The 19,873-nt window shown below is 39.0% G+C and carries 22 protein-coding genes and 1 riboswitch; of the genes, 12 read left to right on the forward strand and 10 right to left on the reverse strand.

All coding sequences use genetic code 11. From position 1 onward, the window contains the following. Position 1: 1 nt before the first annotated feature. Positions 2-952, forward strand: coding sequence for a sensor histidine kinase (locus ACWATA_RS18215; protein ID WP_049163516.1), 951 nt, complete (start codon positions 2-4; stop codon positions 950-952). 219 nt (positions 953-1,171) lie between these two features. Then, a complete protein-coding gene (locus ACWATA_RS18220) occupies positions 1,172-2,473 on the forward strand; it encodes an NCS2 family permease (RefSeq protein WP_013055916.1) in 1,302 nt (433 codons plus the stop codon). Positions 2,474-2,506: 33 nt separating this feature from the next. On the opposite strand, the gene ACWATA_RS18225 is transcribed toward ACWATA_RS18220, so the two are convergent. Then, positions 2,507-2,701: a hypothetical protein gene (locus ACWATA_RS18225; RefSeq protein ID WP_033578351.1), complete on the reverse strand. Its 195-nt coding sequence runs from the start codon at positions 2,699-2,701 to the stop codon at positions 2,507-2,509. Positions 2,702-2,876: 175 nt separating this feature from the next. Here ACWATA_RS18225 and ACWATA_RS18230 point away from each other — a divergent pair, with 175 nt between their 5' ends. Beyond that, on the forward strand, positions 2,877-4,046 hold the full coding sequence (locus ACWATA_RS18230; protein WP_033578350.1) for an MFS transporter: 1,170 nt from the start codon (positions 2,877-2,879) through the stop codon (positions 4,044-4,046). Between the two features lie 256 nt (positions 4,047-4,302). Here ACWATA_RS18230 and ACWATA_RS18235 read toward each other — a convergent pair whose 3' ends face one another. After that, the gene (locus tag ACWATA_RS18235; RefSeq protein WP_033578349.1) at positions 4,303-4,749 is read right to left on the reverse strand and encodes a GNAT family N-acetyltransferase; all 447 of its coding nucleotides are present in this window, start codon (positions 4,747-4,749) and stop codon (positions 4,303-4,305) included. Between the two features lie 113 nt (positions 4,750-4,862). Here ACWATA_RS18235 and ACWATA_RS18240 point away from each other — a divergent pair, with 113 nt between their 5' ends. Continuing rightward, a complete protein-coding gene (locus tag ACWATA_RS18240; RefSeq protein ID WP_328141060.1) occupies positions 4,863-5,258 on the forward strand; it encodes a CotG/ExsB N-terminal domain-containing protein in 396 nt (131 codons plus the stop codon). Positions 5,259-5,405: 147 nt separating this feature from the next. Beyond that, on the forward strand, positions 5,406-6,203 hold the full coding sequence (locus ACWATA_RS18245) for a VOC family protein (protein ID WP_049163510.1): 798 nt from the start codon (positions 5,406-5,408) through the stop codon (positions 6,201-6,203). Positions 6,204-6,221: 18 nt separating this feature from the next. On the opposite strand, the gene ACWATA_RS18250 is transcribed toward ACWATA_RS18245, so the two are convergent. From ACWATA_RS18250 to ACWATA_RS18270, 5 genes are all read right to left on the reverse strand, one after another. Next, complete coding sequence (locus ACWATA_RS18250; protein ID WP_033578346.1) at positions 6,222-7,835, reverse strand: M20/M25/M40 family metallo-hydrolase; 1,614 nt, start codon at positions 7,833-7,835, stop codon at positions 6,222-6,224. 466 nt (positions 7,836-8,301) lie between these two features. Further along, the gene (locus ACWATA_RS18255; RefSeq protein WP_028414204.1) at positions 8,302-8,544 is read right to left on the reverse strand and encodes a hypothetical protein; all 243 of its coding nucleotides are present in this window, start codon (positions 8,542-8,544) and stop codon (positions 8,302-8,304) included. 68 nt (positions 8,545-8,612) lie between these two features. Continuing rightward, a riboswitch (SAM riboswitch) is annotated at positions 8,613-8,714 on the reverse strand. 63 nt (positions 8,715-8,777) lie between these two features. Then, complete coding sequence (locus tag ACWATA_RS18260; RefSeq protein ID WP_033578345.1) at positions 8,778-9,932, reverse strand: amidohydrolase; 1,155 nt, start codon at positions 9,930-9,932, stop codon at positions 8,778-8,780. Positions 9,933-9,979: 47 nt separating this feature from the next. Then, positions 9,980-10,486 (reverse strand): GNAT family N-acetyltransferase, encoded by a 507-nt coding sequence (locus ACWATA_RS18265; protein ID WP_048020280.1) that lies wholly within the window; start codon positions 10,484-10,486, stop codon positions 9,980-9,982. A gap of 206 nt (positions 10,487-10,692) precedes the next feature. Beyond that, a complete protein-coding gene (locus ACWATA_RS18270; protein ID WP_473050023.1) occupies positions 10,693-11,937 on the reverse strand; it encodes a methyl-accepting chemotaxis protein in 1,245 nt (414 codons plus the stop codon). Between the two features lie 261 nt (positions 11,938-12,198). Here ACWATA_RS18270 and ACWATA_RS18275 point away from each other — a divergent pair, with 261 nt between their 5' ends. The 3 genes from ACWATA_RS18275 to lepB all read left to right on the forward strand — a co-directional run bounded on the left by ACWATA_RS18275 (position 12,199) and on the right by lepB (position 14,319). After that, positions 12,199-12,951: a M48 family metallopeptidase gene (locus tag ACWATA_RS18275; protein WP_028414208.1), complete on the forward strand. Its 753-nt coding sequence runs from the start codon at positions 12,199-12,201 to the stop codon at positions 12,949-12,951. 290 nt (positions 12,952-13,241) lie between these two features. Then, positions 13,242-13,577, forward strand: a complete 336-nt coding sequence (locus ACWATA_RS18280; RefSeq protein ID WP_473050025.1) for a LapA family protein — start codon at positions 13,242-13,244, stop codon at positions 13,575-13,577. Between the two features lie 190 nt (positions 13,578-13,767). Then, positions 13,768-14,319 (forward strand): signal peptidase I, encoded by a 552-nt coding sequence (gene lepB, locus ACWATA_RS18285; RefSeq protein ID WP_328170474.1) that lies wholly within the window; start codon positions 13,768-13,770, stop codon positions 14,317-14,319. Positions 14,320-14,595: 276 nt separating this feature from the next. Here lepB and ACWATA_RS18290 read toward each other — a convergent pair whose 3' ends face one another. After that, complete coding sequence (locus tag ACWATA_RS18290) at positions 14,596-15,042, reverse strand: YndM family protein (protein ID WP_016763336.1); 447 nt, start codon at positions 15,040-15,042, stop codon at positions 14,596-14,598. 141 nt (positions 15,043-15,183) lie between these two features. Here ACWATA_RS18290 and ACWATA_RS18295 point away from each other — a divergent pair, with 141 nt between their 5' ends. Continuing rightward, entirely contained in the window at positions 15,184-16,059 is an 876-nt protein-coding gene (locus ACWATA_RS18295; RefSeq protein ID WP_257041140.1) for an aldose 1-epimerase family protein, read from the forward strand. Between the two features lie 156 nt (positions 16,060-16,215). On the opposite strand, the gene ACWATA_RS18300 is transcribed toward ACWATA_RS18295, so the two are convergent. Together ACWATA_RS18300 and gloA2 are read right to left on the reverse strand one after the other, a co-directional pair. After that, positions 16,216-17,082 carry a gamma-glutamylcyclotransferase family protein gene (locus ACWATA_RS18300; protein ID WP_165635643.1) on the reverse strand — a complete coding sequence of 289 codons (867 nt, stop codon included), beginning with the start codon at positions 17,080-17,082 and terminating at the stop codon, positions 16,216-16,218. Between the two features lie 5 nt (positions 17,083-17,087). Continuing rightward, a complete protein-coding gene (gene gloA2 / locus ACWATA_RS18305; RefSeq protein ID WP_014461134.1) occupies positions 17,088-17,486 on the reverse strand; it encodes an SMU1112c/YaeR family gloxylase I-like metalloprotein in 399 nt (132 codons plus the stop codon). A gap of 147 nt (positions 17,487-17,633) precedes the next feature. Here gloA2 and ACWATA_RS18310 point away from each other — a divergent pair, with 147 nt between their 5' ends. The 3 genes from ACWATA_RS18310 (at position 17,634) to ACWATA_RS18320 (ending at position 19,844) form a co-directional block, all read left to right on the forward strand. Continuing rightward, positions 17,634-17,834, forward strand: coding sequence for a hypothetical protein (locus ACWATA_RS18310; RefSeq protein ID WP_028414212.1), 201 nt, complete (start codon positions 17,634-17,636; stop codon positions 17,832-17,834). Positions 17,835-18,063: 229 nt separating this feature from the next. Next, the gene (locus tag ACWATA_RS18315; RefSeq protein WP_033578339.1) at positions 18,064-18,429 is read left to right on the forward strand and encodes a MerR family transcriptional regulator; all 366 of its coding nucleotides are present in this window, start codon (positions 18,064-18,066) and stop codon (positions 18,427-18,429) included. Between the two features lie 59 nt (positions 18,430-18,488). Further along, positions 18,489-19,844 carry a hemolysin family protein gene (locus ACWATA_RS18320; RefSeq protein WP_033578338.1) on the forward strand — a complete coding sequence of 452 codons (1,356 nt, stop codon included), beginning with the start codon at positions 18,489-18,491 and terminating at the stop codon, positions 19,842-19,844. Positions 19,845-19,873: the final 29 nt, after the last annotated feature.

The raw sequence follows: 19,873 nt of genomic DNA on the forward strand, positions 1-19,873 counted from the left end.
AATGAAACTATTTTACACACTAGTTTTACTAACTGTTTTCGTGCTCCTCTTTTTTAAAGACCTGCCTGTTAGTTTACATCTCCTACTTAGTTCTTTTATAATTGGTTCATTTTTTATATGGAGAAAGAAATATCAAACGGCTCCTCCACTAACCATAAAAAAAGCAATCGTACTGACGTCTTTTTTTCTGCTTTTATTTAGCCTATCTTCACCTCTTAGTATTGGCCTAACCGTTATTGCAATGATTGGTTACATGACCGACATGTTTTCGTCTTATCAAAAATACATATTCGTAGCTAACCGGGAAAGCAGTGCTTCACGTGAAATTCAAAAAAACAATGAGCTTTTTCAAGCGTTAAGAGCTGAAAGACATGATTTTATTAAACATGTCAGCGCCGTATCCTATCTTCTAGAAACAAACCAAAGACAGCAGGCACAAGAGTACATTCAAGATTACGTTGAAGCTTTGAATGATACCCATTCATATATTCAAGGTGAACATTCGCACGTTGCTTCTGTTGTACATCAAAGCAAGAATCAAGCACATACGTGGGGAATACATATGAATGTTCAATTAGATTCACCGTTATCACAGCTGCCTTTAAAGCACCTTGACCAAATGAATCTCATCATGAATTTACTGCATAATGCTTTAGAAGCCGCTCATTCTTCTGAGAAAAAAGAGATAACCGTTTCGAGTATGATTCGAAGTGGCATTTACATTTTAGAAGTCAGCAATTCTACCGCTCCTTTATCACGAGAGCGTCAAGATCACTTGTTTACTTCTTTTCATGTGACAGAAAAGAAAGAACGCCACGAAGGCCTTGGCACGTGGATCATTTCTGAACTTGTTTCCAACTACCACGGACGCTTGGAATATACCTATCACGATTTAACTCTTTCCATTAAAATAAAATTTCCGATAGTCGTTTCCTCAAAACAAGCAACATAGCCGCTATAGCCTAAGCGGCTTTTTTTCGTATGAGCCTCTTCTATACGCGCACACTATAAAAAGCACCGAAAAAAAGAAATATTTCACACTTATTTTAGCTCTTTTATCGTCACTTTTTTAGTTTTTGATTTTTTATATGCAAATCTATTGCATTTCAAGTAAAAAACGAATATTATATATCATGTTGCTTTTAATGTTCGTTATTTTTGGAGGTTACTTATGTTTAAGTTAAAAGAATATAACACGGATGCTAAAACGGAGATTTTAGCTGGTATTACAACGTTTTTAACCATGATTTATATCGTCATTGTGAACCCAGTTATTTTGTCCAGCGCCGGCGTTCCTTTTGATCAAGTATTTACAGCTACTATTATTTCAGCAGTCGTAGCTACGCTATGGATGGCTCTTGCAGCTAACTATCCAATCGCTATTGCTCCCGGTATGGGAATGAATGCATACTTTGCTGCTTTAGTTGTTGGTTCAAATGGAAGTATCGACTATGCTACTGCTTTTTCAGCTGTATTCGTAGCGGGTATTATCTTTATCATCCTATCGTTAACATCGTTTCGTGAAAAATTAATTGAAGCTATTCCAAACAATTTAAAGCACGCGATCAGTGCTGGTATCGGTTTATTTATTGCTTTTATCGGGCTTCGTTCAGCCGGTATTATTGTTGCAAATAAATCAAATTTAATTGGACTTGGTGATTTGCAGTCTGAGAAAGTAGTTTTAACACTGATTGGACTTGCGATTACAATCATTTTATATACGCTAAATGTAAACGGCGCTTTATTCTTCGGTATGATTATTACCGGATTAATTGCTTTCTTTAGAGGACAGCTTTCATTTGATAAAGGTTTGTTTGCTTCCCCTCACCTTCCAGATGGCTTAATGATTTCAAATCCTTTTGCTGCTTTTGGAGATGTTATTCATCATGATTTGTACACAGTTGTTTTTTCTTTCTTACTTGTGACGATTTTTGATACAACAGGTACAATGGTAGGCGTAGCTCAACAGGCCGGTCTTATGAAAGGTAATAAGATGCCTCGCGTGCGTCAAGCATTGCTTGCTGACTCCTTTGGTACAACGATTGGCGCTTTATTTGGTACAAGCCCAACAACCGCTTACGTTGAATCTTCATCTGGTGTAGCAGCAGGCGGACGTACAGGTCTAACGGGCGTGACGGTAGCCATTCTATTTATCGTGGCAGCATTCTTTAGCCCGGTTGTAAGCTCGGTTTCTGGCGTAGCAGCTATTACTTCACCTGCATTAATTATTGTCGGAAGCTTGATGATGGGTGCTGTAGCTAAAATTAATTGGAATGACTTTGATGAAGCGTTCCCTGCCTTTTTAGTTGTTCTAGCGATGCCTCTTACATCAAGTATTGCAACAGGAATTGCGCTTGGCTTCATTTCTTATCCGTTAATGAAGCTGGTAAAAGGAAAAGGCAAACAAGTTCATCCGCTTGTGTATGTCTTTGCTGTTTTATTTCTCTATCAGCTCATCTTTTTACCGCATTAAAAAAGCTTGGAGATTTCTCTCCAAGCTTTTTTTTTATTGAAAGTGATTGTTATTTTCTTTTGTTTGATAAAGGTAATTTTCCACATAGATTTGTTCTGCATCAGAAGCATTCTTTATCCCTTCTTCTGGATTTAGCTCGACACTTCTCTTTTTAGCTATATAATCCACTAGCGCCCCAAATCCTAAAAGACCGCCTATGATTCCAGCAAATACAATCCATATTGGCAATTGCTTCACGTCCCTTTTCTTTTAATTGTATCAGCTTCAGCGCAACAGGTAAATATTAACATGTTTTCTTCACTTATAAATAAAGCGCTTTTTACCAAATATACGTAAAAAACGTCTTTGTATTTGGTATACTAAACTCACGGCATGTTCTACAGAGAAAGGGGCTTAATTGCATATGAACAAACAGCTTGGAACGTTAATGTTTGTTATTTTTATGGTATTTGTCGGCTTTGGCGTGATCATCCCCATCGTACCTGAAGTTATTCGTGCCACGGGTGCAAGCACGGTCAATTTAGGGATACTAATGGCTAGCTATTCGATCGCATCTTTTATTACCGCACCTTTTTGGGGGAAGCTTTCCGATATAAAAGGCCGCCGTCCCATCTTACTTTGGGGCTTACTTGGCTTTAGCGCAAGCTTTTTTCTTTTTTCGGTGGCAGAAAACTCTTTGACTCTGATGTATACGTCACGCATCATCGGAGGTTTGTTTGCAGGAGCTGTTATTCCTTGTGCTTTTGCATACGCTTCTGATAGTACAGATGAAGAAAACCGCACGAAAGCAATGGGACTGTTAGGGATGTCAATTGGCTTAGGCTTTATTTTTGGACCGGCATTAGGCGGTGTCCTTTCGTCTTTCGGCTTGTTTGTTCCCTTCGTTATCTCTGGTATCTTGTCACTGATTATGACAGCGTTCTCATTCTTTACGTTAAAAGAATCGTTACGAAAAGAACCTGCTGCCAAAATACAGACATCCAGATGGCATGACTTCACGTCAGATTTTCAAGGAGCTATGAAGTATTTATATGTTCTTTCATTTTTAGCTACTTTTACGCTCGCTGGTTTAGAAGCTACTTTTCAATTTTTTCAAATAGCGAAAATCAATGCTACTCCCACGACAATCGGATGGATGTTTATGGCGAGCGGTTTAACTCAAGCCCTGATTCAAGGCGGTGTACTGCAGCGATTTAAAAAAGGAAATGAAAAAAAACTGATGGCTATTGGCTTATTGGTTTCAGCAATAGGATTTACGTCTATTTTGTTATCTTCTAGTGCCGTTAATGCTACCTTATTTCTGTGCATATTTACAGCAGGAAATGCCCTTATTCGTCCTTGTGTCCTCTCATTAATTACGATGAGAACCAAAGTAGGATATGGCTCTGCTTCAGGGTTAACTGCCTCAATGGATAGCTTAGGGCGTATTTTTGGCCCTCTGCTTGGTGCATTTGCCTTTAAACTCAATATGACGCTGCCTTTTATTATCGGAGCAGTTGTCACTTTAGCTGCTTTACTGCTGATTCAGCGTCATACAGCTCTAGATTATTCTGAGCAAACACTATCATCATAGAGGCTGAAACAAAAGTATTTTAGCTGAAGGAAGATCCGAACGATGAATCGAGATTCTTGATGGAGAATCCAACGCGTTCGGATTTTTTTATTGCTATGGTAAACGTAAGTTTCATGTATGTAGGTACTTCTAGCTGGTGATTGGAGGGCAAGGCGAAGACTCCTGCGGAAAGCGAAGCCTTGTAGGGAAATCAACAGCCGATTCCTACTAGCTCATGTAGCCAATTTGTTAGTCTTTGGATTAATCTAGCTATGTCTCAATCTCTTTTCATCGTTACTAACACAAGATTATCCGCAGCTGCAGTGTGTTTTATAATTGAAAACCGATGAGCTTCGTATAGCTTAATCGCAGGTGTATTTTTTTCGGCTGTGGAAACCATACACTCACATTCTGAATATCTTTGAAGTACATATGTTAAAAGACGGCTTCCGATTCCTTTTCGAAAGTAACGAGGACGCACAACAAGGCGGCAAATCGTTAATCGCTCATTTTCTTTTTCAAACGACAGCACGCCTGCTAGCTTACCTTCAATTATTTCTCCGATAAACACTTCCTTGCTTTTCATAACATCTTCTTTGCTTTCTGTAAGCTGAGGAATATCTGAAAAGCTAATGAGCCTTGCTTCTTCTTGATAAGCTTCTACTTGCACAGCTACTATTTGAAGAGCGATATCCACTCTTTGATGTTCGAGGATTTGAAGCATGAAAACCACTCCATTTCTTTCACAAATTTAGACAAATTCCATGTTTTCACTATATCCAAACACCTTCCTTGTACATATTGTATTATGTACCGAATTAGCCAGGAGGTGTTTATATGCATATCACTGCTGAAAGAATTAGAGAAGCAACAGAAGCACTTGCTTCTACTGAGCTTGAAACATTTATGTACCAAGAGCCAACTGCTCTTCACAGACGTTCTCGTCGTCGTTCTACTCGTCGTTCTACTCGCCGTTCTACTCGCCGCACTACTCGTCGCACTACTCGTCGCACTACTCGTCGCACTACTCGCCGCACTACTCGTCGCACTACTCGTCGCACTACTCGCCGTTCTACTCGTCGCACTACTCGCCGTTCTACTCGCTGCACTACTCGCCGTTCTACTCGCCGTTCTAGCCGTCGCCGCTGTCGCTGCGGTTCACCTTGCTGCTCATATCCATGGTTTAATAAATCATTTGGCTGCTGCTTTAAAGGGCATGGCTGCCGTCGCTAACTAACTCTAAAGCAAGCCGAGTCTAAAATATACGCGGCTTGCTTTTTTCAAGATTTTTATTTTACATAATCATTCGTTTTACTCTTCTTAAAAAAGAAAACAAAGTATAATAGTGGGAAAGAATCTCTCTTAAAAGGAGGCCTACCCATGCACTTATCTTTTGATCATCTTGTTCATTTTTCACCTGATCCTATTAAAGCTCAGAAAGAACTAAACGAATACGGAATCAATGTTATTAAAGGCGGTACCCATGAAAAATGGGGCACTTTTAACACGTTGGCTTATTTTCACCTGAGCTATATTGAGTGGCTTGGGCTTACAGATATCGCATTAGCTCAAACAGTTACAGATAATGATCTTATTCAGCAGCTTGTTAACGAACATACGCCGTTTGGTCATTTTGGGCGATTTGCCCTTCGTACAGATGATATGGATTTGCTCATAACCGAGCTGAAAGACAAGGGCTACACTGTAAAAGGCCCTGTAGCGGGGTCTCGTCAAACTAATGATGGAGAAAGACTTCAATGGCAAATGTGTTTTATTGAAGATGACCATGATGCCCTCCCTTTTCCTTTCTTTATTGAGTGGGGTGAACCAGAAGAAAAACGCAAGCCAAAGCTAGCTGCTCTTTCTTCCCATCAAGCCGGTCAGCTGCAGCTAAAAAACATTTACTGTGCTGTACATAACCTTGAAGAATCCATCAGCAAATGGACAAAACTGCTGGACGTTCAGGCTGGCGAAAGCTACAAAGACTCTTTACTTGATGCACGTTGTCAAAAACTATATGTCAATAAAGGAAACCTTATTTTTTGCAGCGGAACACAAGGTGTTGTCCACGATACATTAAAAAAAGTTGGAGAGCGTCCATTTTTGGTTGAATTGGATCACGCTCTAACACCGCAACAAATTACCGTACAAGGAGCTTCTTTTAAATTCAACAAATAAACATCCGCGGGCGGATGTTTATTTCTGTGCTTCTTTTATAGCTTGATAAATGAAGTGAGGCAAAATCTCAAAGGAATACTGAACGTCTAATCTTTCGGTCCATTGATGCGCATCTCTTCCCAGCGGTCCAATGTTCAGCACCGGCATCTTCAGCTCCTCTAGCTCTTCTAGCGGGATATGATATCCTTTATTCCATAGAGGCATATTGGCTACTAACGTGTTAAATGTATGAAGCGGGTGCTGCAAGCTGGCATAGCTTAAATCCGAAATTCCGCCAAAATAACTTTGTTCAACTAGCTCCACTTGGAATTGCTCTTTGGCAGTTGCCTGTACGTTTGACAAAATCTTTTGTACAAAGAGATCATCATGTGAACAAACGGCCGGGTAAAAAGGCGGCGTAAAAAATAAGACTATCATCGGAGCTGCTTCTTTACATAAACCAGCTAAAGAGTTTACTAATTTAATGGTTTTATTTCTGTCATCATCTTCTTGTGCCAAAAGTGCCGCTTCCATTTCTTGCACATATTTTTCACCGTGCTGTTTGACTGCATGAGTATAAAGTTCTTCATACGTCCATACGTTCACGTCAAGGGATGAACCCTCCATTCCCACAGCGTACTGCCGAGCAGCTTTATTATAATGTTTTTTTACATTCAAAGCCGCTTTGTCAGCCGATTTCAACAGCAGATCTGTTACTTCTTTAAGAGAGCGGTTTAACATAAATAAATTAAATAATACAACGGCAGAGTGCGGAACTTGAACGGAATACTCTTCTTTTAAATCTTTTTGTATCAGCACAGTAGGAGGTGGACTCGTTTCATCTCTTACTTTTTCGCAAAAATCAACGTTTAGTTCTATTTCTGTTGTTAAATAAGAAGCTAGTAAATTAGCATTCAAACCAGCTAGCGGTTCCCCTACATGAGTTTCTTTTCCATAACACAAAAAGCTTGGCATGATCTTGCCAATCGATCCTGAGTACACATAGTTCGTTTGATCACCAGGATAGCGGCTGAACACTGGTTCTGCATTTAGCATGAGAGAAAAATCCAGCTGATGTTTGCACGCAAGTTCTAAAAGAACAGGCACTGCTTTTCTCATTCCGAGCGAATTTACTTCTTCATCCGGTACCGACAGAAGCAGGATGTTTCCGTCAAACTCTCCGTTGCATGCTCGTTCAATCATACTGATATGCAGAGCAATACCTGCTTTCATGTCCATCGTTCCTCGGCCAAAAAGCCAGTCTCCTTTTATCATATCTTTTTGTACGTGCGCCGGAACTTGTTCCATATCATTATAAAAAGTACTCGTTAACGTATCAGCGTGAAAAGCATCCTTTTTCCACTGTCCATAATCTTGTACATCCACTACGTCGTAATGACTGACTAATACAACTGTTTTATTCGTATTTTTCCCTTCAACAAAAGCTGTGACAATCGATCGCCCGTCTCCTGTTGAATGAAGCTCAACTTGCTCGTTTTTTTGAAAGTAAGGCAGCTTCAATAAATACGACGCTATCGATTCAGCCATTTCCACTTCTGCCATCGTTCCTGTCACGCTAGGTATAGAAACCAATTCGCTTACAAGCTTCTTTAACTGTTCTTTTGTTTGATACAAAGATGTTTTGTTCGACATACCCTTCATCTCTTTCCTTTTTCTAAATTTTCCATCAAACAAAACGATTCGTCAATCCCTTTGACAGAGACCCTTTCATTCTATCCCTATGTATCATAGTATGCGCTTCCTTGACGCACATGATAAAAAAAGAGTGCGCGGCTAGGGCTAGCACCGCACACTCTTTTTTTTACTTTTCGTCATCTTCTAAAAAGTCTAGGATACGATCAATAAGCTGTTCGCTTCCTGCATCGTTTCCATGTTCAAGAGACATTTCCATTTCAATGCTCCTTTCATAAAATATTCTTGTTTTATAACATACCACAATTCATTTCGAATGTAACCTTTAATTTGTGTAAAAATTTCGACAATTTATGATTAATTTTGAAACCTAGTGAGTAATGATTATACCCACCAGATTCTTCAATTGTCAAAAAACATGCTTTCTATTTAAAAACACTTTAAAAATAGAGGCGCGAGCAGACTTCTATAAAAGACAGCCTACTCGCTCAAGCTTGGAACAGCATGATGAATAAATTTCTAGTTCATTTGCTTTTTGTACATCTTTAATATCTATGCCTACAGCATATGTACGAACATGGTTTTCGACCACAATTTCATAAAATGTTTCTAATTCACGATAAGCTACTTGATAATGCTTTCCTAATAATTTTACGGCTTCCTTTAATGCTTTCTCTCCTGTATGTGCTGCAACTGCTGTATGACTCATAAAACCCTCTCCTTTTAGAAAAATAAAAAAAACTCATTTTGCTTTGATGCAAAATGAGTTTTTCACCCGTTTTATCACCCAAAGCACATGCTTTGCTGGTAGGAGCACCTTACATTCGTAGGTTGCTGTGGAGTCAAAGAGCCAGATCTCTCGTCCACTCGTGATAACTTTTTTAATTTAAAATTTATTTTATCAAACAATTCCATCCGCGTAAATAGAAAAATAAAAATATTTTAATTTTTGTGGTAATGGAATGAATTCAAAAAGTCAAAGCTTAGATTAGCAAAATAAGAAGCTGCTACAAGTAATGCCTCTTCATTTAATGAAAAAGAAGGATGGTGCCATTCATATTCTCCAGCCGTACCCATCCATACAAAAAATCCTGGTACACGCTGCTGATATACGGCAAAATCTTCTCCTCCAGGCGATTGTTCAGCTTCTACGACTTGATAACTAAGATTCTCTGCAGCGTTAATAACCAATTTTTCCAGCGTATCATCATTGTTTACTACAGGAAGATACGGATACCATTTAACGTCTACTGAAGCGCCGAAAGCTGCTCCAATCCCTTCAGCAGTTCGTTTCATAAGAGCCGGTATTTTTTCTCTCGCTTCTTCTTGAAAGGTACGCACCGTTCCTTCAAGCGTTACTTTGTCAGGAATGACGTTCCACGAGCTCCCTCCGTGGATTTGAGTTATGCTGACAACAACATTTTGAAATGGGCTGAGATTACGGCTGACAATGGTTTGTAAACTAGTAACAATTTGACCAGCAGCAGCAATCGGATCTACTGTTTTTTCTGGAATACCTGCGTGACCGCCTACTCCTTTGACGTCAATTTCAAAACGATCAACGCTTGCCATTAAAGGTCCCGATTTGACACCAATGGTTCCTACAGGAAGATTCGGTTTGTTATGCATTCCAAATATCGCTTCTACTCCTTCGAGCACACCTTTTTCAACGAGCATTTTTGCCCCAGAAGCCGTTTCTTCGGCCGGTTGAAAGATAAATCGAACCGTACCGCAAAGCTCCTGCTGACGCTCTTTGAGAAGAATGGCTGCTCCGATTATAGAAGCCGTATGAAAATCATGTCCGCATGCGTGCATAACACCGTTCACTTCAGAAGCAAATGGCAGATTGGTTTTTTCTTCAATTGGCAGCGCATCAATATCAGCTCGAATAGCGATAGTAGGTCCCGGCTTTCCTCCCACAATTTCCGCTACTGCTCCCACGTCTAAATGGAATGCATCCGCTATAGAAATATCGTAGTGCTTTAACCACTTTTTAATACGTTTAGTTGTTTCATATTCTTTCATTGAAAGCTCTGGAAACCGGTGCAGCTCACGGCGTATGTCTATTAGTGTATTTAGTAGTAATTGATCTGTCATATTTATCACTCTTTCACATTTCTTAATTTAGACCACTTCTCTATCTTTTACGACAAAGAGTGTACCTCATTGAATTTTTTATAAAGAAATACGGTCGTATAGCCTTGTGCAAGGTGCTTTTCTTTAGCTTGAACATATCCTTTTCGTTCATACATCTCAACTAACCAAGGATGTTCTTTTGCTGTTCCTAAAGACACACCTGGCGATTTAAACGTATTCTTTATTACCTCTTCCTCTACTAGATGCAGCAGCTTAGATCCAACGCCTTTCCTGGCAAGCGACGGGTCCACTGCAAACCACCAAAAATGCGGAACAGCAAACGGACCTGGATGTTCTCCCCAAGGCATTCGTATAGATACAGTTGCAGCGATTCTTTTATCTTCTTCATATACATAGCAAAGGTTTTGAGAAATATTTTTCTTAACGAGGGCAAGATCAGCAGTAGCTGCTAAGAAAGGAATGCCTAGCTCTCGAATAGGCTTATATGCTTGTAGAGTTAAGTTCAATAAGTTATCCGCGTCGTCATTTGTTGCCAAACGGAATTCATTTTTCATCTCTTTGTCTCCTTATATAGCACTCAAATATTTTATTTAACTTATAAGTTTACTAAGAATTAAAAAAGGCGGACTGCCGCCTTGCGTACTCACTATACAACTGCTTTGATAACGTGTCAATTCTATTTATCGTTTTCTATAAAAGATATAAATAAAACAAATACACGCAGAAAACTGCGCGTATTACGTACATATCAAGATAGACTTCAGGACTCACTTACCGTAGCTTTTAAATTAGCTGCCAACATCACAAGTTCTTCCATAGATGCTAACTCTTCTTGTGAAGCCGCAGCTACTTCTTCAGCGTAAGCAGCTGCTTGTTTAGCAACCTCCGAAAGGGTCATGACGGACTCCATTACTTTGAACGAATACCCATCAATCTCTCCTGTTGCTTTTGTCATTTTGTTCATTTGTTCTTGAGCGGCAAAGACATCTTCCATAATTGTGGAAAACTGTTGCGTTACATCTTCGACAGTGGCAATACCAAGCGTGACTTCTTCCGTATTCACTTCCATGTTTTGATAAGCCCGCTTTGCCTGTACTTCAATTTCTTTTAACAAATGACTGATTTGTATAGCGGACGTTTTAGATTCTTCCGCTAGCTTACGTACTTCCCCTGCCACTACAGCAAAACCTTTTCCATGTTCTCCAGCCCTTGCAGCTTCAATAGCAGCATTAAGCGCAAGAAGATTTGTTTGTTCAGCAATTCTTGTAATCGTATTAATAATGCGGCCAATCTCTGCGGAACGATCTTCGAGTCCCTTTACTTCACTGGTCGATATCTTAACGGTTTCATAGATTTTATTCATTTGATTCGTCACATCTTTCACCGCAACATTTCCGGTAGAAGCATGTTCAGAGGCTCTGTTCATCGATTGTTGTACCTTTGAAGAATGATCAGTCATTTTCTGAAGCAGCTTGGCCATATCCACCATAGCCTGCTCGGTTTCAACCACACTTAGCAACTGCTTATCAGAACCCGCAGCAATTTCTTGAATAGACATCGTAACTTCTGTCACAGCTGTTTTTGTTTCCTCCATGCTTACAAGCAATTGCTCTGAGGAATGACTGACCGTGCTCTTTGTTTTACTTATTTTCTGACGCAGTATTCTCATGTGAGTCATCATTTCATTAAATGAAGATATGAGTGTACTAATCTCATTTTTCCCTTTCAAAGGAACAACATCTACAGATAAATCGCCGTTTGAAATCCCTTTCATTGTTTTTGACAAATTTTCAACCGCAATTATGTAGCGACGTATGATAAAATAGAACACGGTAGTTGTAAAAGAAACAAACAGAAATGTAATCACTAGCGTAATCGAAGCTGCTTGCTCTTGTTTCACAATAAGATAATAATTGGTTACTTCAATTACAGTAGATGTTATGGCCATCATGGCTGCAATCATACATAGCATTTTCATGCGTAAACTTTGAAAAGCTTTTTTCATTTTTTCATCCCCTATACAATCTAAAGACATAGAATGTCTAATCTATATTAGTAGTATCGGCATATTTTTATATTTTTTTGTAAAAACTAAAGAAGAATTGAAACAATTATTATTGGCGCTTTTCCACTAAATATTGGAATACATATCTTCCTGCAAGGCGCTGCAACAGCAGTTGATAACTGTCTGATTATTCTTTCATTTGACCAAACTCTACCTTTGCTTATAAAATGAAGATTTGTAGAAAGGAGTACGAAAAATTTTATGTATACGTATCAAACAGGCAATCAAACAATTGACTACAAAATTGAAGTCGTTCCAAATAGAACCGATATCACGGTGCAAATTTGTGACAAAGAAGGGGTAAAAGTTATTATCCCAAGAGGTCTTAATGAAAACAATGTGCGTTCAATCATCGCACGCAAAGCAACATGGATTTTAAAACAACTAAACGGTTCACAACCAGCTGAGGAAAAGCCAGCTGCTCCAAAGAAAGAAGCAGTAAAAAAAGAAACAGCTAAAAAAGAGGCTCCTAAAGCAGCAGCTTCTGCAGCTAAAACTGGTTCTTTTGAAGAAGGAGACAAATTCCCTTACCTAGGGCGTCAATACCGCTTAAACATCGTTCGTGGAGATGTAGCAAAAGCTGAAATGACATTCCGTGCAAAATTCATTGCTACAGTACCTGAAAGCTGGAACGAGCAGCAAACAAATGAAGGTATTGGACAACTATTAACAGAATGGTACCAAGGCCGCGCAGGTGAAAAATTCCAAGAAGCTTTGAAATCTGTTAAAAAAGCAGCTGACAATGCTCCTGAATCTGTTAAGTGGGACGAGTTAGGTGAAGAATACGCTACGACTCAAGATAATACAATCGTATTAAACTGGCGTTTGCTAACAGCTCCTCTTGCAACAATTGAATATGTCATTGCTTCTCAATTTACAAATGCAGATGAGTTATTCGAAGATGCAGCTGAACGCAAACAGTGGTTAAGCGATAACACCCTAAACGCATTTTAAGTTTATACATAAAAAAAGCACGCGGCGAACGCGTGCTTTTTTTATGACAATGAAGCCTTATACCTACTCCCTTCCCTCAAAAATCCCCCTCTATCAGGTCTTTGGACATGTCAAACTTTCTACACCAATTGATATATTGTGTTTTAAAAGAAAGATATATATAATCAAGAAAATGTTTGATTTTGTTTAAATGTGGATACGTATACCTATAAGCAAGATAGCAAACACTTAAGATGAGTGGTTACGCTATAAAAGTTGTAATGACCATGTAAAGAAAGGAAGTGCAGCTTATGAAAGGACAGAGCTTTTTTGTTTTAGGACTTATATTTGCTCTTATCATTGCTGTTTTAGCTGTAATTAACAACGATCCTGTACAATTTAACTATGTATTTGGTTCACAAAAATGGCCTCTTATTTTAATCATCTTAACAACGGCTGTGTTTGGAGGAGTTGTTGCTGCTTCATTGAGCTTTGTAAAAATTGTTCAACTAAGAGGACAAGTGAAACAGAAAAACAAGCGAATTGCTGAACTAGAAGAAGAAATCAAGCAGCATAAGCCTGTTGAGCCTGTTATAGAAGAAGAACCAAATCAACCAGCTACTCGAACTGAGCGCGCTCAGTTATAATAAAGAAAAGTCGTTATTTTAAAGAATAACGGCTTTTTTCATTTTTTGTTCCGCCAAGCATATTTTCGGGATACACGCATAAACAGATAGATATGGAAAACTTTAGTTCTGAATGGTACAATCAACACTGTTATATCTCTATGAAAAACCTAAATTGATAGTCTTACCGTTAAGAAGGTGTTCATCCATTATGATCAATAAAAAAATAAAGCGTGAAATTCTTACATACACAAGCGTCATCCTCGGCACCGTTTTGCTTTCTGTTGTCGTTCAGCACTATTGGTTTCAGCCCTACACTGTAAAAGGCGATTCTATGAAGCCTATTTTGCACGAAGGCAATCGAATTATTATTAACAAACACAGCAAGCTGGAGCGCTTTGATATTGTCGTGTTACAAGCTCCCTATAGCAGTGATTTTCTAGTAAAGCGGATTGTGGGCTTACCAGGAGAAACGGTCGAATACAAAGATGATGTTCTGTATATAAATAACAAAGTCAAAAAAGAGCCGCATCTTCATAAATATTTATCCAAAGTGCCCGCTTACGAGCGATTTACTGAAAACTTTTCCACGTACGAATTGTCTCCAGACGGCACGATACCGGATGGATACGTATTAGTGCTAGGTGACAACAGACGCATAAGCCGGGACGGAAGACATTTTGGCCTCACTCCCATTTCTTCAATCATGGGAGAAGTCAACATGAAATATTGGCCTTTAAACGAAATGGCTTTTATGCATTAACACATAAAAAGAGGTTGAGGCGTAACGAAATGAATCCAACCTAAAGACGAACAAATGGGATACATGAGCTGAACCGCTTGTGACACCCCAGTCGATTTCCGTGCAAGACTTCGCTTTCCGCGGGAGTCTTCACCTTGCCCTCAAATCAACTGCTAGAAAGAACGAAACAAATGAAACATACGTTCACCATAACAAAAAAAACGAACCACTAATCAGACATGTTGATTAGTGGTTCGTTTTTCACTTCAGCTAAAATACTTTTGTTCCAACCTCTTTTTATTTTGGATTTTCTTTGTTTTCTACATGCTGTTCTTCTGCAAATTCTGTGTCATACGCTAGTTTTCGCTTAAAAGCCGGACGCGTTCTCGCTGTATGTTTTGTTTCAATATGGTTGAATAAGTAGCGGTGAACAAAAACTTCAGCAAATGTAATAATAGCTGCAGAAATAATACTTCCCCAAGCAATTTGAACGTAACTGTCTAATAACAATGTGCCAAAAATCCATACGCTCATATACGTTAGAACAAATTCAACAATAATGGCATCACGATTTCCCACTCGAGGCAGTACAATTCGATCCACTACTAGATATGTCACAACTGTCGTTAACAAGCTAAAAGAAATAATGTCTCCGATGGTTGCATCAAAAAACAAATCAAGGCCTATACCAAACGCAATAAGTGCCGCTGCAAATTTAATGAGCAATAATGTTGCATGATTCATATTTGAACCCTCCTTTTTCTATATTAATTTGAACAAAAATAGGGAAATTAATACCTTTTTTGCCAAGAAGGGTATAATATAAGCAAAGCCAGTACGTTTGAGACAGCTCTAGCGTACAACAATGATTTGGGAGATGTTGTAATGATTGTACTAGAAAATAGCGAAATGAAAGTCAGCGTTGAAGAAAAAGGAGCGGAAGTTGTAGAAGTATTTCATAAGGAAAAAGGCCTGCAGTTTATGTGGAGCGGAGACCCCGCTTATTGGGGACGAGTATCGCCCGTATTGTTTCCAATCGTAGGCCGATTAAAAAATGATCAGTATACCGTTGATCAGCGCGAATACTCTTTGCCTCAGCACGGTTTTTTACGTGATTCTACTTTCACCGTGATTGAGCAAACAAACGAAACAGCACGGCTGAAATTTGCCACAAACGGCCGGTTTAAAGACGTATATCCATTTGAATGTTCAGTTGAAATTAGCTACCGTCTGGAAAACAATCGATTAACGTTTCAGTGGAAAGTAGTAAATGAAGATAAAGAGGATATGTATTTTTCAATTGGAGCCCACCCTGCTTTTCGTATTCCGTTACGTGAAAACGAGCAGATTTCTGATTACTTTTTAGAAATAGAGCCTTCTGAAACTACGCCGAAGGAATTTGTATTAAAAGACGCTCTTATTCATGAAAAAGGGGCTGCAGAAAATGTGCACAAGCTGCCGCTAAGCGCAGATTTATTTGCAAATGACGCGTTAATTTTTAGCCATATTGACGGAATTACAATTAAATCACCGGTTAATGAAAATCAAATTAACGTTCAGTTTAATGATTTCCCTTATGTCGGTATTTGGTCAAAGTATGATGCAGAAAATCATACAATCGCTCCTTTTCTTTGCATCGAACCTTGGTTTGGAATTGCAGATACGCATGACCACAACGGAAATTTCAAAGAAAAATTAGGCATCAACCGTTTATCAAAAGACGGTGTATTTCAAACAGAATTCTCTGTTTCCTTTAGCTAATGCAACAGAGAACATAACAAAATCAATCCAACCTTGAGACGAACAAATGGGATCAATGATCTGGACTGCGTTCACCATAACAATGAAAAGCTCCGAACGATTACTCGTTCGGAGCTTTCTTCAGCTAAACTACTTTTGTCCCTGCGTCTTTTTATATTAGTTATTTACAACATCGCTATTTTTTAGCGCATGGACTTGCTCTATTAGCTTCTGAACGTATTCTTCGCTGAGTACACCTGTTGCTCCTCGAATAATTTCAGTCGAATAGTGATCCGGAGGTGCGACTTCTTTTTCTTTATTTAACACAAAAAAAGTAAGAACATGATCCACCACCTTACCTTCATGCTCGACAGAAATAATAGCAGGACGATAGCCGTTATTATCTACCCCTTCTCTGCCATACAAATACGTAATTGCTTCGGGCGGCACGCGGTACAGTTTGCCTTCAACAACTCCGCCTTCTTCAACCATGTCTGCACGTCCTCCGTCATGAATAACGTGGTTATATCGAAGCGTATAGCCTTTAAAAACAGCTCTGCCAAGACAGTCTTGGAAATGCTGATCAACGCCGTGCTTAATAAAACGATCGGTATCCATACATGAACCGTAAGCAAAATACAGCATGCCTTCTAATAAATCTTCTTTCCATACGCGCCAGTTTCCGCCTGGAATAAATTCTTGCAGCAGAGAACGGTCTCTTGCTACATATACAACGGCTTCAAATTCACCTTGGTCCGTTTCAACCGTTTGCACAACTTTATCATATTCATTGTCTTTATGACCTTCATGAATGTACCCTTCTAATTCATCAAGCGCCTTCCACATAAGCTGATCGGTCACTTCATATACTTCTCCGTATACAATGTGTTCACTGTCGATATCAAGCATCGGATAGCCTTGCTTAGTATCATATAATTTTCCTTTCGTTTTTGCCTGCTTGGCAATTGAGCGCGCATGATGCAGCAACCCGTGATTACCTTCTCCTTCAAGAAGCGTTCCGTATACGAATAAATAATTGCACATACTCCTTATTCCCCCTCTTTCTCTTCATAAAGCTCTAGCGGTAACCCGTCCGGATCAGCAAAAAATGTGAATTTTTTTCCCGTTAGTTCATCTACCCTAATAGGTTCCACATCAATCCCTTGCTGCTCTAGTTCACGCTTGGAATCCTCTACGCTTTCAACCGCAAAAGCTAAATGGCGTAAGCCGCACGCTTCAGGTCTTGAAGGACGCTGTGGCGGATTTGGAAACGAGAACAACTCAATTTGATAGCCAGGAGCTACTTCTAAATCTAGCTTATATGAATCTCTTTCTTTTCTATATGTTTCTTCTATAATCTTGCATCCTAACACATTTACATAAAAAGCTTTTGAACGTTCATAATTACTTCCTATAATGGCTACGTGGTGCATTCGTTTTAAATTCATTTCATTCTCCCATAAAAACCCTTTTCTAATCATCCTACACAAAATGCCGGCAAACATCAAATAATTACGTTATCACCTTTGACTAGAGTGATAAAAGTCACGGACATAGTGTCTCATAACAAGTAATATAACAACGAGGTGAATAACATGATTTCGTTAACATTTAAATCTAGAATTGACAGAACTCAAAATTTAGATTCGTTAAAAGAAGAAGCTGCTATTATGCACCGTATTGCTGATCAGCTATCTCCAATGAGCTCTGAGTTCATAGAATATACTGAACGTATTCAATATGTGTATGAACGCATGCACATTATCGTACGTCATCCTACTAAAAAACTCGCTTAATATAAGCGAGTTTTTTTTTATAAAATCTTTGTCAAACTACCTTATTTTGAGATATACTGAATGCTAATAAAAAAATGAAACTTTTTGATCTTACGCGCGTATACTTAATTACGATAGGATAAAAGATAAATAGTTGCGTAGATAAAAACCATCACGTGATGGTTGACATAGTTAAAGGAGGTGGTATTCTGATGGGGTTGCGACATACAAAATTGGCGAACTTGCAGAGATGGCACATGTAACGAAGCGCACGGTTGACTATTATACTAACATTGGGTTGTTAAAAGCAGAACGCTCTGCTTCTAACTATCGCTTTTATAACGAAGAAGCGCTGAAACGTCTTTACTTAATTGAAAAATTAAAAAGCGAAGGCCGTTCTCTTGAAGAGATTTCTTCTCTCTTTTCTGTAGAGCAATCCGAGAATAGCCACTCCAAAGACGAATTAGCATCCAAATTTTACGTACTAAACGACAGTTTAAAAGAAGTTGCACCGCTTATGGAAAAGCTGAATGAAGAAGATCGAAAAGTAATGATGAATCGGCTTTCACCAGAAAGCGTCACTCTTTTGCACTCTTTACTGCTGCTGCTGTCGTAAATTTATTATTTACAGGAGGTGTTTACTTACTTTATAGCACTATAAAGTAAGTATATTCATTGATAACCATTAACTTAATTATTTTTGCGATTTTAATTGTACTCACTGCTTTTTTCGTTGCTTCAGAGTTTGCAATTGTGAAGCTTCGTAGTTCACGGGTAGATCAACTTGTTGCTGAAGGCAAAAAAGGAGCGAATGCGGTTAAAACCGTAACGACACACTTAGATGAGTATTTATCTGCGTGTCAGCTTGGTATTACGATTACTGCTTTAGGACTCGGTTGGTTAGGAGAACCGACTGTTGCGAAGATTTTGGAACCTCTGTTTGAAGAACTTGGTGTTGCTGCATCTTTAACACATATTCTTTCATTCATTATCGCATTTGCGCTTGTAACGTTTGTTCACGTAGTCGTTGGTGAATTAGCGCCAAAAACATTTGCGATTCAAAAAGCTGAAACAGTTACGTTATTGTTTGCTCGTCCGTTAATTTTATTCTATAAAATCATGTTCCCTTTCATTTGGTTACTAAATGGTTCTGCCCGTTTGTTAACTGGCATGTTTGGATTAAAGCCAGCTTCAGAGCATGAACTTGCGCACAGTGAAGAAGAGCTGCGCATTATTTTATCAGAAAGTTTTAAAGGCGGGGAAATTAACCAGTCTGAATATAAGTACGTGAACAACATTTTTGAATTCGATAACCGTGTTGCTCGCGAAATCATGGTACCAAGAACAGAAATTTCAGCTGTTTCTGAAGACGACAGCATTGAAGATTTCTTAAAGCTTGCTGTAGAAGACCGCTACACCCGTTACCCTGTTACCGTTGACGGAGACAAAGATAACATTATCGGCTTAGTCAACGTCAAAGAGATTCTAAACGATGTCGTAATTAACGATGCGTTAAAAAAGCAAAGCGTGAAGCTTTATATGAATCCTATTATTCAAGTAATTGAAACCGTAGCGATTCAAGACCTACTGCGCTCGATGCAGAAGAAACGTACGCATATGGCCGTGTTGATTGACGAGTACGGCGGTACGGCTGGTATCGTTACCGTTGAAGATATTTTAGAAGAAATCGTTGGAGAAATTCGAGATGAGTTTGATACAGATGAAAAGCCGCTTGTTCAAAAAATCAGCGATCAGCACTTTGTCTTTAACTCAAAAGTACTGCTTGAAGAAGTCAACGAAGTGCTTCATATCGAAATTGAAAACGATGATATCGATACAATCGGCGGCTGGATGCTGATGCAAAATATCGATATTCAAGAAGGCGAATCGTTCAAACTTTTTGGATACGAGTTTATTGCAAAAGAAATGGACGGTCACCAAATGAAAGAAGTGGAAGTACGTGCCCTTCCTGAGGAAGAACGCGTGCAGCCTGAAAGCCATTCACCAGAACAAGAAGTTACACAAGCATAATAGAAAGAGCCGCTTCTTCATGAAGCGGC

The sequence above is a fragment of the Priestia sp. USM5 genome (genome assembly GCF_058323215.1).

Coding starts and splice junctions, on each gene's coding strand:
- ACWATA_RS18280 (WP_473050025.1), top strand. CDS start 13,242: ATGAAAGGACAGAGCTTTTTTGTTTTAGGACTTATATTTGCTCTTATC.
- ACWATA_RS18250 (WP_033578346.1), bottom strand. CDS start 7,835: ATGTCGAACAAAACATCTTTGTATCAAACAAAAGAACAGTTAAAGAAG.
- ACWATA_RS18245 (WP_049163510.1), top strand. CDS start 5,406: ATGCACTTATCTTTTGATCATCTTGTTCATTTTTCACCTGATCCTATT.
- ACWATA_RS18270 (WP_473050023.1), bottom strand. CDS start 11,937: ATGAAAAAAGCTTTTCAAAGTTTACGCATGAAAATGCTATGTATGATT.
- ACWATA_RS18215 (WP_049163516.1), top strand. CDS start 2: ATGAAACTATTTTACACACTAGTTTTACTAACTGTTTTCGTGCTCCTC.
- ACWATA_RS18255 (WP_028414204.1), bottom strand. CDS start 8,544: ATGAGTCATACAGCAGTTGCAGCACATACAGGAGAGAAAGCATTAAAG.
- ACWATA_RS18295 (WP_257041140.1), top strand. CDS start 15,184: ATGATTGTACTAGAAAATAGCGAAATGAAAGTCAGCGTTGAAGAAAAA.
- ACWATA_RS18310 (WP_028414212.1), top strand. CDS start 17,634: ATGATTTCGTTAACATTTAAATCTAGAATTGACAGAACTCAAAATTTA.
- ACWATA_RS18240 (WP_328141060.1), top strand. CDS start 4,863: ATGCATATCACTGCTGAAAGAATTAGAGAAGCAACAGAAGCACTTGCT.
- ACWATA_RS18300 (WP_165635643.1), bottom strand. CDS start 17,082: ATGTGCAATTATTTATTCGTATACGGAACGCTTCTTGAAGGAGAAGGT.
- ACWATA_RS18230 (WP_033578350.1), top strand. CDS start 2,877: ATGAACAAACAGCTTGGAACGTTAATGTTTGTTATTTTTATGGTATTT.
- ACWATA_RS18315 (WP_033578339.1), top strand. CDS start 18,064: ATGGCACATGTAACGAAGCGCACGGTTGACTATTATACTAACATTGGG.
- ACWATA_RS18275 (WP_028414208.1), top strand. CDS start 12,199: ATGTATACGTATCAAACAGGCAATCAAACAATTGACTACAAAATTGAA.
- gloA2 (WP_014461134.1), bottom strand. CDS start 17,486: ATGAATTTAAAACGAATGCACCACGTAGCCATTATAGGAAGTAATTAT.
- ACWATA_RS18220 (WP_013055916.1), top strand. CDS start 1,172: ATGTTTAAGTTAAAAGAATATAACACGGATGCTAAAACGGAGATTTTA.
- ACWATA_RS18235 (WP_033578349.1), bottom strand. CDS start 4,749: ATGCTTCAAATCCTCGAACATCAAAGAGTGGATATCGCTCTTCAAATA.
- lepB (WP_328170474.1), top strand. CDS start 13,768: ATGATCAATAAAAAAATAAAGCGTGAAATTCTTACATACACAAGCGTC.
- ACWATA_RS18290 (WP_016763336.1), bottom strand. CDS start 15,042: ATGAATCATGCAACATTATTGCTCATTAAATTTGCAGCGGCACTTATT.
- ACWATA_RS18265 (WP_048020280.1), bottom strand. CDS start 10,486: ATGAAAAATGAATTCCGTTTGGCAACAAATGACGACGCGGATAACTTA.
- ACWATA_RS18260 (WP_033578345.1), bottom strand. CDS start 9,932: ATGACAGATCAATTACTACTAAATACACTAATAGACATACGCCGTGAG.